General features: G+C 60.5%; 12 protein-coding genes. 8 read left to right on the top strand and 4 right to left on the bottom strand.

Going from position 1 to position 15,009, the window contains the following annotated elements; genetic code table 11:
- Window positions 1-179: 179 nt before the first annotated feature.
- Entirely contained in the window at window positions 180-2,789 is a 2,610-nt protein-coding gene (gene acnB, locus AC1MDC_RS02760) for a bifunctional aconitate hydratase 2/2-methylisocitrate dehydratase (protein WP_085705030.1), read from the bottom strand.
- Between the two features lie 468 nt (window positions 2,790-3,257).
- On the opposite strand from acnB, the gene AC1MDC_RS02755 reads away from it, so the two are divergent.
- Complete coding sequence (locus tag AC1MDC_RS02755; protein ID WP_085610662.1) at window positions 3,258-3,728, top strand: DUF1289 domain-containing protein; 471 nt, start codon at window positions 3,258-3,260, stop codon at window positions 3,726-3,728.
- Between the two features lie 125 nt (window positions 3,729-3,853).
- On the opposite strand, the gene AC1MDC_RS02750 is transcribed toward AC1MDC_RS02755, so the two are convergent.
- A complete protein-coding gene (locus AC1MDC_RS02750) occupies window positions 3,854-4,717 on the bottom strand; it encodes a universal stress protein (RefSeq protein WP_085705028.1) in 864 nt (287 codons plus the stop codon).
- A 159-nt stretch (window positions 4,718-4,876) separates the two neighbouring features.
- Between AC1MDC_RS02750 and AC1MDC_RS02745 the strand changes: the two genes are divergently transcribed.
- The 3 genes from AC1MDC_RS02745 (at window position 4,877) to AC1MDC_RS02735 (ending at window position 7,620) form a co-directional block, all read left to right on the top strand.
- Complete coding sequence (locus AC1MDC_RS02745; RefSeq protein ID WP_266200049.1) at window positions 4,877-5,485, top strand: MiaE family protein; 609 nt, start codon at window positions 4,877-4,879, stop codon at window positions 5,483-5,485.
- 140 nt (window positions 5,486-5,625) lie between these two features.
- Window positions 5,626-6,333: a winged helix-turn-helix domain-containing protein gene (locus AC1MDC_RS02740; protein WP_085698186.1), complete on the top strand. Its 708-nt coding sequence runs from the start codon at window positions 5,626-5,628 to the stop codon at window positions 6,331-6,333.
- Window positions 6,334-7,620 (top strand): ATP-binding protein, encoded by a 1,287-nt coding sequence (locus tag AC1MDC_RS02735; protein WP_085698187.1) that lies wholly within the window; start codon window positions 6,334-6,336, stop codon window positions 7,618-7,620.
- Window positions 7,621-7,666: 46 nt separating this feature from the next.
- On the opposite strand, the gene AC1MDC_RS02730 is transcribed toward AC1MDC_RS02735, so the two are convergent.
- Both AC1MDC_RS02730 and moaA read right to left on the bottom strand, forming a co-directional pair.
- The gene (locus AC1MDC_RS02730; RefSeq protein WP_480392460.1) at window positions 7,667-8,566 is read right to left on the bottom strand and encodes a bestrophin family protein; all 900 of its coding nucleotides are present in this window, start codon (window positions 8,564-8,566) and stop codon (window positions 7,667-7,669) included.
- Between the two features lie 29 nt (window positions 8,567-8,595).
- A complete protein-coding gene (moaA, locus tag AC1MDC_RS02725; RefSeq protein ID WP_480392459.1) occupies window positions 8,596-9,594 on the bottom strand; it encodes a GTP 3',8-cyclase MoaA in 999 nt (332 codons plus the stop codon).
- 356 nt (window positions 9,595-9,950) lie between these two features.
- Between moaA and AC1MDC_RS02720 the strand changes: the two genes are divergently transcribed.
- The 4 genes from AC1MDC_RS02720 (at window position 9,951) to AC1MDC_RS02705 (ending at window position 14,976) form a co-directional block, all read left to right on the top strand.
- Complete coding sequence (locus AC1MDC_RS02720) at window positions 9,951-12,275, top strand: FdhF/YdeP family oxidoreductase (protein ID WP_480392458.1); 2,325 nt, start codon at window positions 9,951-9,953, stop codon at window positions 12,273-12,275.
- A 109-nt stretch (window positions 12,276-12,384) separates the two neighbouring features.
- The gene (locus AC1MDC_RS02715) at window positions 12,385-13,800 is read left to right on the top strand and encodes a cytochrome ubiquinol oxidase subunit I (RefSeq protein WP_085698346.1); all 1,416 of its coding nucleotides are present in this window, start codon (window positions 12,385-12,387) and stop codon (window positions 13,798-13,800) included.
- A gap of 17 nt (window positions 13,801-13,817) precedes the next feature.
- Window positions 13,818-14,834, top strand: coding sequence for a cytochrome d ubiquinol oxidase subunit II (gene cydB, locus AC1MDC_RS02710; protein ID WP_480392457.1), 1,017 nt, complete (start codon window positions 13,818-13,820; stop codon window positions 14,832-14,834).
- Window positions 14,821-14,976, top strand: a complete 156-nt coding sequence (locus tag AC1MDC_RS02705; protein WP_085698192.1) for a DUF2474 domain-containing protein — start codon at window positions 14,821-14,823, stop codon at window positions 14,974-14,976. The genes cydB and AC1MDC_RS02705 overlap by 14 nt, the downstream gene beginning before the upstream one ends.
- Window positions 14,977-15,009 lie beyond the last annotated feature (33 nt).

Here is a 15,009-nt window from a genome sequence, read left to right as displayed (position 1 = left end):
GCGTAGAACCGTCTGCGTGGGAATACCTCTTGTGACGCTCTGCGTCACGGTTCAGGACGCGGAGCGTCCTTGGCTGCATTCCCACGCGGAGCGAGGGAACGATCAGCACCAGCCGTCAGCAGGCATAAAAAAACGCCGCTCATCTCGCGATGGGCGGCGTTTTTCATTGCGTTGCAGCGTCAGGCTTGAACGACAGGGATCTTGGCGTTCGCAGCAGCTTCACGGAACTCGGCAATCTGGTCGAAGGACAGGTAGCGGTAAACGTCGGCCGCCATGCTGTCGATCTTGCCAGCGTATTCCATGTACTCCTCGACGGTCGGCAGGCGACCCAGGATCGAAGCAACGGACGCCAGCTCAGCCGAAGCCAGGTAGACGTTCGCGCCGTCGCCCAGACGGTTCGGGAAGTTACGGGTCGACGTCGACACCACGGTGCTGTTCGGCTCAACGCGTGCCTGGTTACCCATGCACAGCGAGCAGCCTGGCATTTCCATGCGGGCGCCGGCCTTGCCGTAGATGCCGTAGTAGCCTTCTTCGGTCAGCTGGTGAGCGTCCATCTTGGTCGGCGGCGACAGCCACAGACGGGTTGGCAGCTGACCCTTGACCTGATCCAGCAGCTTGCCGGCAGCGCGGAAGTGACCGATGTTGGTCATGCACGAACCGATGAACACTTCGTCGATCTTCTCGCCAGCAACGCTGGACAGCAGACGGGCGTCGTCCGGGTCGTTCGGCGCGCACAGTACAGGCTCGTTGATGTCGGCCAGATCGATTTCGATGACTTCGGCGTATTCGGCGTCGGCATCGGCTTCCATCAGTTGCGGGTTGGCGATCCAGGCTTCCATCGCTTGAGCACGACGTTCCAGGGTACGCGCATCGCCGTAGCCTTCGCCGATCATCCAGCGCAGCAGGGTGACGTTGGACTGCAGGTACTCGGTGATCGACTCTTTCGACAGCTTGATGGTGCAACCGGCAGCCGAACGTTCGGCCGAGGCGTCGGACAGTTCGAACGCCTGCTCCAGGGTCAGACCTTCCAGGCCTTCGATTTCCAGGATGCGGCCGGAGAAGGCGTTTTTCTTGCCTTTCTTCTCGACGGTCAGCAGACCGTTCTGGATGGCGAAGTAAGGAATGGCATGAACCAGGTCACGCAGGGTGATGCCAGGTTTCATTTTGCCTTTGAAACGCACCAGGATCGATTCCGGCATGTCCAGCGGCATGACGCCGGTGGCGGCGGCGAACGCGACCAGACCGGAACCGGCCGGGAACGAGATGCCCATCGGGAAACGGGTGTGCGAGTCGCCACCGGTACCGACGGTGTCCGGCAGCAGCATGCGGTTCAGCCACGAGTGGATGATGCCGTCGCCCGGACGCAGGGAAACACCGCCGCGGGTCATGATGAAGTCAGGCAGGGTGTGGTGAGTAGTCACGTCGATCGGCTTTGGATAAGCCGCGGTATGGCAGAAGGACTGCATCACCAGATCAGCGGAGAAGCCCAGGCACGCCAGGTCTTTCAGTTCGTCACGGGTCATCGGACCTGTGGTGTCCTGAGAACCTACGGTGGTCATCTTCGGTTCGCAGTAGGTGCCAGGACGGATGCCTTTGCCTTCTGCCAGACCGCAGGCCTTGCCGACCATTTTCTGCGCCAGGGTGTAACCCTTGGTGCTTTCGGCCGGTGCTTCAGGTTTCTTGAACAGATCGAACGCTGGCAGACCCAGCTCGGCGCGAGCCTTCTCGGTCAGGCCACGGCCGATGATCAGCGGGATACGGCCGCCGGCGCGGACTTCGTCCAGCAGGACCGGGGTCTTCATTTCGAAGGTGGTGATGACTTCGTCGGTACCGTGCTTGCAGACTTTGCCAGCGTGCGGGTACAGGTCGATCACGTCGCCCATGTTCATGTTCGACACGTCGAACTCGATTGGCAGTGCGCCGGCATCTTCCATGGTGTTGTAGAAGATCGGAGCGATTTTGCTGCCGAAGCAGAAACCGCCAGCGCGCTTGTTCGGCACGTAAGGGATGTCGTCGCCGAAGAACCACAGAACCGAGTTGGTCGCCGATTTACGCGAGGAACCGGTACCGACCACGTCACCGACGTAGGCGATAGGGAAGCCCTGGCCGCGCATTTCTTCGATCTGCTTCATCGGGCCGGTCTTGCCTTGCTCGTCCGGAACGATGCCGTCACGGGCCATTTTCAGCATGGCCAGAGCGTGCAGCGGGATGTCTGGACGCGACCAGGCGTCAGGAGCAGGGGACAGGTCGTCGGTGTTGGTTTCGCCGGTCACCTTGAAGACGCGCAGGCTGATCTTGTCGGCCAGCACAGGGCGCTTCTTGAACCACTCGCCGTCAGCCCAGGATTGCAGCACGGCCTTGGCGTGAACGTTGCCGTTCTTGGCTTTTTCAGCCACGTCGTGGAAGGCATCGAACATCAGCAGGGTGTGCTTGAGTTCTTGGGCGGCCACTGGCGCCAGTTCGGCGTTGTCCAGCAGTTCAACCAGAGTCACGATGTTGTAGCCGCCCTGCATGGTGCCGAGCAGTTCTACAGCGCGCTTTTTGTCCAGCAGAGGGGAGGAGACTTCGCCCTTGGCCAGTGCGGAGAGGAAACCGGCCTTGACGTAGGCAGCTTCGTCCACTCCTGGTGGTACGCGATTGGTGATCAGGTCAACGAGGAAAGCTTCTTCGCCAGCCGGAGGATTCTTCAGCAGCTCGACCAGGCCTGCAGTTTGTTCGGCGTTAAGCGGCTGGGGAACGATACCCAGGGCTGCACGCTCTTCGATATGTTTGCGGTAGGCTTCAAGCACAGTTATTACCCTCATCAGTGGTCCCAAATGGGTGTCCGGGACGCTCATCCCGAAATTGCCGTACTCATGCTCCTCACGACGTTGTGGGTCGTTCGGCCAGAATTACCGGCAATTCCTTACAGAAGCTGCTTTCAAAGTTTTACGCCTGCAGAACGGGGAGCTGATGAGGGTTGGCGTACGGCTTTTCCCCGCTGGAAAAACCTTACGCCAACACCGCTCTGAAGGAACGACTGTGCTCGTGACGCTTTGAAAACAGCTTCTAACGGACATTGGCGCCTAAAAAGGCTGGCTGATTCTACGGCAAAAAAAATTTAAAGGTAAGTCGCGCTCTATTGGACTTTGGTGGCGTTGTGCGCCATCGGGCCAAACCCCGATCCAGCGCTTGCCCCTGACGTTTGAGGGGTGATGAATGGCGGACAAAGGGCTAACATGCCGACCTGTTCCGCGTTTCAAGTGTTTTGCCCATTTATGCCCAATCAGACCATCAAGACCCCCTGCGTCGGCCTCTGCTCTACCGTTTACGGTGATCTGGTGTGCCGTGGCTGCAAGCGTTTCCACCACGAAGTGATCCACTGGAACGGTTACAACGAGGAAGAAAAGCGCGCGGTCTGGCTGCGTCTCGAGCAATTGCTGTCACAAGTGATGGCCAGCAAGGTCGAGGTCTTCGATCCGGCGCGCCTGCGCCATCAGCTGGAACAGCGCAAGATCCGCTTCGTGCCGCATCAGTCGGAATATTGCTGGGCTTATCAACTGATCGCCCGGGGCGCGCGGGTGATCATTAATCTGGAAGCCTACGGGATGGTATTGCTGCCGGAGTTTCGCGACTGGAACCTGCCGGAACTGCGCGATGCCATTGATCGGGAATTTTTCCTGCTGTCGGAAGCGCACTATCAGCGCTATATCGCGCCAGGTTTTCTCAAAGACGCCCTCGGCGACTGAAGTTCAAAAGCTTCGCGAGCAAGCTGCTCCCACATTGGATTAATGTCGTTCACAAAACCACTGTGGGAGCGACGGTGCGACGATTCGACTTGCTCGCGAAGGGGCCGGTTCAGGCACCGAAGGCCTTAATGCTTGACCGCCAACTCGACCAGATGGTCTTCAACCTCCTGCGGCTTGAGCACCAGTACATCACTCTCCAGCTGATCCAGCACCTGTTCGGCCGTGTTGCCGATCAACGCCCCGGATACCCCGCTGCGCGCCACGGTGCCAATCACGGTCACCGCCGCCTGCAGCTTGTGCGCCATGAACGGAATCAGCACATCCGCCGGTCCTTCCTCGACGTGCAGGTGAGCGTCATCAATGTCGAATTCAGCCTGAAACGCCCGGCATTGCTCACGATAGCGCGCCTCGATGCTTTCCTTGAGCTGGAAGGTCGGGTCGGCCGCCGACAGCATCGGTGACGGATGGGCGGTAATCACGTGCAGATGCCCTTTGGCCAGACTGGCGATGTCATAACCGTGGTCGATGATGGTGGTGTGCAGGTGGCGGTGTTCGCCATCGGCATTGCCTACATCGACAGCGGCCAGAATCACTCGGTCTTTCCAGGAGGCGGAGGTTTTCACCAGCAGCACCGGAGTCGGGCAGTGGCGCAGGAGTTTCCAGTCTGCCGGGGTCAGCAGGGCCTTTTTCAGCGAACTGTCGGGGAAGTGCTGTTTGATCACCAGCCCGCAGCCTTCGGCCTGCTGCACGTCGATGATGGTTTCGTGCAGGCTCTCGTTCCACGCCTGTTCGGTGGTGACGCTGTAGCCGTCCGCCAACAGCGCGGCCTTGAGCACGCTGAGCATGCCGGCGTGATCGTGCTTCTTGTCGCAGACCAGCAGGTGCAGATGGGCCTGGGTCACCCCGGCGATCAGCTTGGCGCGCTTGAGCGCCAGGCTTTCCGCGTGTTCGGGTTCGATGACCACCAGAATGCTGCGAATGGCTTGCATGAGTGAGTCTCCAGCAATGAAAAGGCACGGCGTTGCACAACTATAGTTGCTGCGCATCCGTCTGCGACTTGATGCATATCAACGCAGGCCGCTGGTGGTCTGCGGGCAGGCCGGTATAATCGGCGCCCTTCGCTCGAACACCTTTTGACCGTGAGCCCCATGATCCTTCCCGAAATCCACGAATTCCTTGGTTGCCGCACGCCTGACGCCTGGGTCCAGGCCGCGCTGGCCGATCAGGAAACCCTGCTGATCGACCACAAGAACTGCGAGTTCAAGGCCGCCAGCACCGCGTTGAGCCTGATCGCCAAGTACCATTCCCATGTCGATCTGATCAACATGATGTCGCGTCTGGCCCGGGAAGAGCTGGTGCACCACGAGCAGGTGATGCGCATCATGAAGCGGCGCAAGATCGAACTGCGTCAGCTGCATGCCGGCCGTTATGCTTCCAGCCTGCGCAAAGTGGTGCGCAGCCACGAACCGGTCAAACTGGTCGACACCCTGGTGGTCGGCGCCTTCATCGAAGCGCGCAGTTGCGAGCGTTTCGAAGCGCTGGTGCCGCATCTGGACGAAGAACTCGGCAAGTTCTACTTCGGCCTGCTGAAAAGCGAGGCCCGGCATTTCCAGGGTTACCTGAAACTGGCGTACCAGTACGGCGACGCCAGGGACATCGCTCAAGTGATCGAAAAAGTCCGCGCCGCCGAGCAGGATCTGATCGAGTCCCCGGACGAAGAATTCCGTTTCCACAGCGGCGTACCCGTCGCGGCATGAATTGTTAAAAACTCTTAAGAGTATGAAACATCAACGAAAACCGGCCCCAGAGGCCGGTTTTTGTTGCCTGGCGTAAACGACTCGCCATTGAATGCCCGCATAATGTCGCCCACTTCACAAAGCGGTTGGCGGCGGTCGTTATGGATAACCTGGGTTTTGGCAGAGTCCTGCTGGTGGAAGACGATGAGCGGCTGGCCGCACTGATCGCCCACTTTCTCGAACAACACGGCTTTGATGTGCGCACGGTGCATCGCGGCGATCTGGCCGTGGCCGCGTTTCTTGAATTCAGGCCCAAAGTCGTGGTGCTCGACCTGATGCTGCCGGGGCAGAGTGGACTGCACGTGTGCCGGGAAATCCGCAGCGTGTCGGACACGCCAATCGTCATCCTGACCGCCAAGGAGGATGACGTCGACCATATTCTGGGCCTGGAGTCTGGCGCCGATGACTATGTGATCAAACCGATCAAACCGCCTGTTCTGCTCGCACGCCTGCGGGCCCTGCAACGCCGGCAAGTACCGGAAAGCGGTGTGGTCAGCTCGCTGGAGTTCGGCAACCTGATCATCGACCGCAGTTGCCGTGAAGTGCGTCTGGCGGGCGAGCCGATCGAACTGACCACCATGGAATTCGAACTGCTGTGGCTGCTGGCCAGTGCCGCCGGCAACATCCTGTCACGCGATGACATTCTCAACCGCATGCGCGGCATCGCCTTCGATGGCCTCAATCGCAGCGTCGACGTGTACATCAGCAAGTTGCGCAACAAACTCAAGGACAACCCGCGTGAACCGGTGTGCATCAAGACCGTGTGGGGCAAGGGTTATCTGTTCAACCCGTTCGCGTGGGAGTTGTAGATGCTGCGGTTATTTCTCGGGCTGTTTTTGGTGATGACCGTCGGGCTGGTGGCGGCGCTGCAAACCGTCGAACACACCTTCAACGCGTTGCTCGACAACCAGATGCAGGCCTACAACCGCGAGGCGGTACGCGGTCAGGCATGGTCGCTGGTCGAACACATGCGCGACCAGCAGGGCGTTGCGCGCGAGGCGCAACTGGAGGCATTGCGGCCACACTATGGGCTGACGTTGAGTCTGGTCGAGGCTGACCAGTTGAACCTCAACGATCAGGAAAAAGCCGAGCTGGCCAAGGATCTGTTGGTGATTCGCGACGATTACACCCAGTTCATCAGCAACATCGACGGTGGTTCACAGCTGCTCAGCATCAAATTGCCGCCCGAGCCGAGCCTGATGCCGTTCTATATTGCCGGGGCCTACATGATGCTGGCGGTGCTGCTCGGCATCGTTTTGTACTTCTGGGTGCGCCCGCACTGGCGCGATCTGGAAAAACTGCGACTGGCCGCCGAGCGCTTCGGCGACAACGACCTCTCGGTACGGATCCAGCTGTCCAAACGCTCGAACATCCGCGACCTGGCCGGCCACTTCAACCTGATGGCGGCGCGTATCGAAGGCTTGATCGCCAATCAGCGCGAACTGACCAACGCGGTCTCCCACGAACTGCGCACGCCGATTGCCCGGTTGTCGTTCGAACTCGATCAGCTCAAGCAGCAACCGGACGCCAGCCAGAACCGCGAACTGATCGCCGACATGTACGCCGACCTTGGCGAGCTGGAGGAAATGGTCTCCGAACTGCTGACCTACGCCAGCCTCGAACGCGGAGCGACGGTAATCACCCGCGAGAATATTCAAGCGGCCAACTGGCTCGACAGCGTGGTCGGCAGCGTGGCACTGGAAGCCGAGGCGGCCGGGGTTCAGCTGTTGATCGTTGATTGCCGGGTTGATGAAGTGCGGATCGAACCGCGCTTCATGGCGCGGGCGGTGATCAATCTGCTGCGCAACGCCATTCGTTATGCCGAGCAGCGGGTCGAGGTGTCGCTGGTGCGCGTCGGCGATCAATACGAAGTGCAGGTCAATGACGACGGACCGGGCGTGCCGCTGGCAGGTCGGGAGAAAATCTTCGAACCGTTCTCGCGCCTGGACGCCAGCCGCGACCGCCGCACGGGCGGCTTCGGCCTTGGTCTGGCGCTGGTGCGGCGAGTGTCGCAATCCCATGGCGGGCAGGTCGAGGTCGGCGATTCACCGTGGGGTGGCGCGTCGTTCCGCATGACCTGGGCGCATCTGGATTAACCAAAGGCCCTTTGAACACCCTCAATCCCACAGGATCGGAGTTCCGTCAGCTGAGTACATAGTCGACGGGTTTCAGCGCTGGCGGCAAAGGCTCGACGCCGAGTTCCGCCAGAATATCGCGCTCGATGCTGCGCACCAGTGCATCGGTCGGCAAATCGTTTTCATCCCGGCCGAACGGGTCTTCCAGCTCATCGGCAATCGCATCCAGGCCGAAGAAGGTGTAGCTGACAATCGCCGTGAACAGCGGCGTCAGCCAGCCCAGCGGTTCGGCCATGGCGAACGGCAGCAGGATGCAGAACAGGTAAATCGTGCGGTGCAGCAGCAAGGTGTAGGGGAAGGGCAGCGGCGTGTTCTTGATCCGCTCGCACACCGCCTGCGCCTGGGTCAGGCTGGTCAGGTGATTGGCCAGCAGCATGTAGCGCCATTCGCTGAGATCGCCTGCTTGATGCAAATCGGAACATTGCTGGCCGACGGTTTGCAGGATGCGTCCGCTGTAGTCCGGCACCTGCGCATCGTGTTGCGGCGTGATCCATTCGGCACTGGCGGCAGCTTCGTTTTCCCGGCGCAGCCGAGCATTCAAGGCGTGGGCAAAACCGCAGAGGTTGAGCAACAGCAAGCGGCGTTGCGCCGACTCGCGGATCACATGGGTTTCGCGAATCACCGAGCGTACATGCACGATCACTTCGCCCCAGGCCTTGCGCGCTTCGTACCAGCGGTCGTAACAGGCGTTGTTGCGAAAATTCATGAAGATCGACAGCGACAGGCCAAGCAGGGTGAACGGCGTGGCGTTGACCTTGGTGAAGTTGCTCGGGTGGAGCATTTCCACCAGCACGATGGCCGACGCCAGCAGCGTGACCATCAGGGTGCGCAGGGCGATGCGCTTGGCGATCGAGCCTTTGAGGGTGAAGAGAATGGCGAATTGATTGACCTTGGGTCGGATGATCATGCGGCTCTCTGCCTTGAAAACGTGGCGGATCAGCCGCCGGTCATGTTCATGAAACGCACCACTTGCACGTCGTCGTTCACTTCAAAGTTGTGCCGGTAAGGTTTGAGCTTCATCGCTTCGATGATGGCTTTCTCCAGCCGTTGCGGTTGACCAGGATGAGCGCGCAGCACCGCTTTCAGATCCACCGAATGCTCGTTCCCCAGACACAGTAGCAAACGCCCCTCGACGGTCAGCCGCACCCGGTTGCAAGTGCCGCAGAAGTTGTGGCTGTGGGGCGAGATGAACCCCAGCCGGATGTGCGGCGCTTCGGCCAGCCGCCAGTAGCGCGACGGGCCCTGGGTCGACTCGGCGGAGTCGATCAGGGTGTAACGCTCGGCGATCTTTTCACGCACCTGGGTGCTGGAGAAGAACGACTCGGCACGGCTGTGTTCGCTGATGATGCCCAGCGGCATTTCCTCGATGAAGGAAATGTCCAGATCCCGCTCGATGGCGAACTGCACCAGATCGTTGATCTCGTGATCGTTGCGGCCCTGCATCACCACGCAGTTGAGTTTAGTGCGGGTAAAACCGGCGGCGCGCGCGGCGTCGATGCCGTCGATCACCTGGGCCAGGTCGCCGGTACGGGTCATCTGCTTGAAGCGTTCGGCATCGAGGCTGTCGAGGCTGACGTTGAGGCGCTTGACCCCGGCGTCGAACAGCGGACTGGCGAGTTTGCCGAGCTGCGAACCGTTGGTGGTCAGGCACAGTTCGCGCAGGCCGGGCAGGGCGGCGATCTGCTGGCACAAACCGACGACGCCGGGACGAATCAGCGGCTCGCCCCCGGTCAGGCGAATCTTGCGGGTGCCCAACGTGACAAAGCTCTGCGCCAGTTGATAGATCTCCTCCAGCGTCAGCACCCGTTGGCGCGGCAGAAACTGCATGTCTTCAGCCATGCAGTACACGCAGCGAAAGTCGCAGCGGTCGGTGACGGACATGCGCAGGTAGTCGACGCGGCGGTTGTAACCATCGATCAAGACGCGCTCTGACATGACAGCCTCGCTTGGGTGAAATCCGCTATTGAAGGAATTGGGTCGGTGCAGGTTATGAGCAACTTGAGACAACGTCCAATCACTCTTAATGACCGGCCGATTGATACTGTCGATGATGAAATAATTCTTCCGGTTTTATCGCTCTCTGTTTTTACAAGTGACTGTATTTAAAGGGTTTAAAGCCGTGATAGATGCTTTCGATAACGCGGTCATTAATAGCGATTAGACAAGTTTTTGCAGCGGTTTCTATCCTTGGCCCCGTCAAACGAAACGACCGCTTTTTTAACTTCAAGTCAGTCGTCGCTGTTTAAACCCGATCAGGTTTTTGCCTGTGTGCATCGTCATGGAGAAGTCCCATGTCACAAGTCGACCGTTACAAACCCTACAAGGGCGCCGCTGCGGGTTGGGGGGCTGTGATCAGCCTCACCAGGAACTGGCTGGGCAGTGAAAACGCCCTGAAAAACATCCGCGCCATGCTCAAGACCAACCAGAACGGCGGCTTTGACTGCCCCGGTTGCGCCTGGGGTGAAGCACCCGGCGCGAGCATGCTGAAGTTCTGCGAGAACGGCGCCAAAGCGGTGAACTGGGAAGCCACCGGCCGCCTGGTCGATCCGGCGTTCTTCAACAAGTACACAGTTTCGACCCTGGCCGAGCAAAGCGATTACTGGCTCGAGTATCAGGGGCGGATCACCCATCCGATGCGCTACGACGCGCGGGTCGACCGCTATGTGGAAACTACCTGGGACGACGCTTTCGCGCTGATCGCCAAACACCTCAAAGGCCTGAAATCGCCCCACGAGGCCGAGTTCTACACCTCGGGGCGTGCCAGCAACGAAGCAGCGTTTCTCTACCAGTTGTTCGTCCGCGCCTACGGCACCAACAACTTCCCGGACTGCTCGAACATGTGCCACGAAGCCAGTGCGGTAAGCATGGGCGAGAGCCTGGGTGTCGGCAAAGGCACGGTGGTCTATGACGACCTGCACCACGCCGACGCGATTTTCGTGATCGGCCAGAACCCCGGCACCAACCACCCGCGCATGCTCGAACCGCTGCGTGAAGCGGTGAAGCGTGGCGCGCAGGTAGTGTGCATCAACCCGCTCAAGGAGCGTGGGCTGGAGCGTTTCCAGAACCCGCAAAACCCGATCGAGATGCTGAGTAACGGCTGGGAAGCGACCAATACTGCGTACTTCCGTCCAGCCTTGGGCGGTGACATGGCGATGATTCGCGGCATGGCCAAGTTCCTGCTGGAGTGGGAGCGTGAAGCCCAGGCCACCGGCGGCGAACCGGTGTTCGATCACGCGTTCATTGCCGAACACACGTCGGGTCTCGACAGCTATCTGGCCGAAGTCGATGCCACCCGTTGGGAGCACATCGTCGAGCAATCCGGCGTGCCGCTGCATGACATCGAACTGGCCGCGCGCATGTATGCCCGCGCCAGGAGCGTGATCATGTGTTGGGCCATGGGCCTGACCCAGCACGTGCACTCGGTGCCGACCCTGCAGGAAGTCATCAATCTGCAACTGCTGCGCGGCAACGTCGGCCGTCCGGGCGCCGGGCTGTCGCCGGTGCGTGGCCACAGTAATGTGCAGGGCGACCGCACGATGGGCATCAACGAACTGGCCCCGACCGAGCTGATGGACGCCCTGGAAAAACGCTTCAACTTCAAGGTGCCGCGCATGCACGGCCACAACACGGTGATGGCGATTGGTGCCATGGAACGTGGCGAAGCCAAGGTGTTTATCGGTCTGGGCGGCAATTTCGCCCAAGCCACGCCGGACACTCCGCGCACCCACGCGGCGATGCGCAAACTCGACCTGAGCGTGCACATCTCGACCAAGCTCAACCGCAGCCATCTGGTGACCGGGCGTGACGCGCTGATCCTGCCGTGCCTCGGCCGCACCGACATCGACCTCCAGGCCGAAGGCCCGCAAGGGGTGACGGTGGAAGACACTTTCAGCATGGTGCACTTGTCGTTTGGTCAGTTGAAACCGAAGTCAGCGCACCTGAAATCCGAGCCGGCGATCATTGCCGGGATCGCCGCCGCCACCTTGGGCAAGCATCCGATCGACTGGGAATGGGCAGTGGGCGACTACGGTCGCATCCGCAACCTGATCGCGGACGTGATTCCGGGCTTCGAAAATTTCAACGAGAAGCTGTTGATCCCCGGTGGTTTCCACCTCGGCAACAACGCGTCCGACCGGGTCTGGAAAACCGAAACCGGCAAGGCCCAGTTCACCCCGTGCGTGCTGCCGGAGCATCTGATCAGCGAAGGTGTGCGCAACCTGCCGGTCAAACCGCATCTGATTCTGCAAACCATGCGGTCCCACGATCAGTACAACACCACGCTGTACGGCCTCGACGACCGTTATCGCGGGGTCTACGGCATGCGCGACGTGGTGTTCGCCAACGAGCAGGACATCCGCCGGCTCGGTTTCGAACCGGGGCAGAAGGTCGATCTGGTAGCGCTGTGGGGCGATGAACGCGAGCGTCGGGTCAGCGGTTTCACATTGATCGCCTACGACATTCCAGCGGGGCAGGCTGCCGCGTACTACCCGGAAACCAACCCGCTGGTGCCGCTGGAAAGCTACGGTGATCGCACCTATACACCGACCTCCAAGTTCGTGGCGATCCGTCTCGAAGCCGCCGAGGCGAACAACCTGATCCCGTCGTCGGTGGCGTAGCCGACCCACGCGATCCAACCCTTCTGCTTTTTGACTGGCTGCAGGCGTTCGCGCCTGGCGGTGGCCCGGCCGTGTGCTGCCGCTTTTCAGCCTGGATGAGGACATCATCATGTTCAACCTGGAGGCACTGGACCTGGCGCGAATTCAATTCGCGTTCACGGTTTCGTTCCACATCATTTTCCCGGCGATCACCATTGGCTTGGCGAGTTTCCTGGCGGTGCTCGAAGGCCTGTGGCTGAAAACCCGTAACGACACTTACCGCGATCTCTACCATTTCTGGTCGAAGATCTTCGCCGTCAACTTCGGCATGGGCGTGGTCTCCGGTCTGGTCATGGCGTACCAGTTCGGTACCAACTGGAGCGGGTTCTCTGATTTTGCCGGCAGCGTCACCGGGCCGTTGCTGACCTATGAGGTGCTGACCGCGTTCTTCCTCGAGGCCGGGTTCCTCGGGGTGATGCTGTTCGGCTGGAATCGCGTCGGCCGTGGCTTGCACTTCTTCGCCACGGTGATGGTCGCCATCGGTACGCTGATTTCGACCTTCTGGATTCTCGCCTCCAACAGCTGGATGCAGACTCCGCAAGGTTTCGAAATCGTCGACGGCCGGGTGATGCCGGTCGACTGGCTGGCCATCGTGTTCAACCCGTCGTTCCCGTTCCGGCTGGCGCACATGGCGATTGCCGCGTTCGTTGCCACGGCGTTCTTCGTCGGCGCTTCGGCAGCCTGGCATTTGCTGCGCGGCAACGACAGCAAACCGGTGCGCAAGATGTTTTCCATGGCGTTGTGGATGGCACTTATCGTCGCGCCGATTCAAGCGGTGGTCGGTGACGCCCATGGCTTGAACACGCTGGAGCACCAACCGGCAAAAATCGCCGCCATCGAGGGCCACTGGGAAAACGCTGACAACGAGCCGACCCCGCTGTTGTTGTTCGGCATCCCGGACATGCAGGCGGAGAAAACCAAGTACGCGATCGAGATTCCGTACCTCGGCAGCCTGATCCTCACCCACAGCCTCGACAAGCAGATTCCGGCGCTCAAGAGCTTCCCGAAAGAAGACCGGCCGAACTCGACCGTGATTTTCTGGAGCTTCCGCGTGATGGCCGGGCTGGGGATGTTGATGATTCTGGTCGGTGTGCTGGGGCTGGCGCTGCGGCGCAACGGCAAGGTCTACCGTCATCGCGGCTTCCAGCGACTGGTGCTGCTGATGGGGCCGAGCGGTCTGATCGCGTTGCTGGCGGGCTGGATCACCACCGAAGTCGGGCGGCAGCCGTGGGTGGTGTATGGCCTGATGCGCACCCATGACGCCGCGTCCCACCACTCGGTAGCGCAGATGAGCACGTCGCTGGCGCTGTTCGTCGTCATCTACTGCTCGGTGTTCACCGTGGGCATCGGCTACATGATGAAACTGGTGAGCAAAGGCCCGCAGCCGCACCACGAACACCCGCCTGAAGGCACTCAGGTCCAGACCCCGCGCCGGCCACTTTCGGCGGTCACCGACAACCTCGAATCCGCGACCCGGATCCACTGAAAAAGGAGCGTTGAGTCATGGGTATCCAAGGTATCGATCTCTCGTTGATCTGGGGCGTGATCATTGCCTTCGGGGTGATGATGTACGTGATCATGGACGGCTTCGATCTGGGCCTCGGGATCCTGTTCCCGATGATCAGCGACGAGCGGGAACGCGACGTGATGATGAACACCGTCGCACCGGTGTGGGACGGCAATGAAACCTGGCTGGTGCTCGGCGGCGCAGCGTTGTACGGCGCGTTTCCGCTGGCTTACGGGGTGATTCTGGAGGCGCTGTATCTGCCGCTGATCTTCATGCTCGCGGGTTTGATTTTCCGCGGTGTGGCGTTCGAGTTTCGCTTCAAGGCACCGGCTGAAAAACGTCATCTGTGGGACTGGGCGTTCATTGGCGGTTCGCTGTTGGCGACGTTCTCCCAAGGCGTGGTGATTGGCGCGTATGTGGCGGGAATTCCGGTCGTGGATCGGCAGTTTGCCGGTGGCGGTCTCGACTGGCTGGCGCCGTTCCCGCTGGTCTGCGGTGTCGGTCTGGTGGTCGCATATGCCTTGCTCGGCAGCACCTGGCTGCTGGTCAAGACCGAAGGCATGCTGGAGTCGCGGATGCGTCACTACAGCCGTCCGCTGGCGTGGCTGTTGCTGGCGATGGTGGTGGTGATCGGCGCGTGGACGCTGCAACTGCACCCGGAACTGGCTGGCCGCTGGTTCAACCATGCGCACCTGACCGTATTCGCCGGGCTGGTGGTGCTGGCGGTACTGGCACTGTTCGGGCTGTTGCGTTCGCTGCGTCAGCGACACACCCACTGGCCGTTCGTGTTCACCCTGGTGCTGATGTTCCTCGGTTACATCGGGCTGGCGCTGAGCATCTGGCCGAACATTATTCCGCCGTCGGTCAGCCTGTGGGCGGCGGCCTCACCGGCCACCAGTCAGCTGTTCGCCCTGATCGGCGCGCTGTTCATCCTGCCGGTGATCCTGATGTACACCTTCTGGAACTACTACGTGTTCCGCGGCAAAGTGAGGATTGGCGATGGCTATCATTGATTCGCGTGAGGTGAAATCCAGCCCCTGGTACAAGCGCCTGGGCTGGCTGCTGCTGATCTGGTTTGGCAGCGTGGTATCGCTGGCCGTAGTGGCGAGTCTGTTGAAACTGGCGATGTATGCGGCGGGGATGAGGACTCACTGAGCATAAAAAAAACCGGAGCCTGGCTCCGGTTTT

Source organism: Pseudomonas sp. 1 (assembly GCF_056626735.1).
The sequence above is the reverse complement of the archived record's forward strand: the minus strand, read 5'-3'. Positions and strand labels throughout refer to the sequence as shown.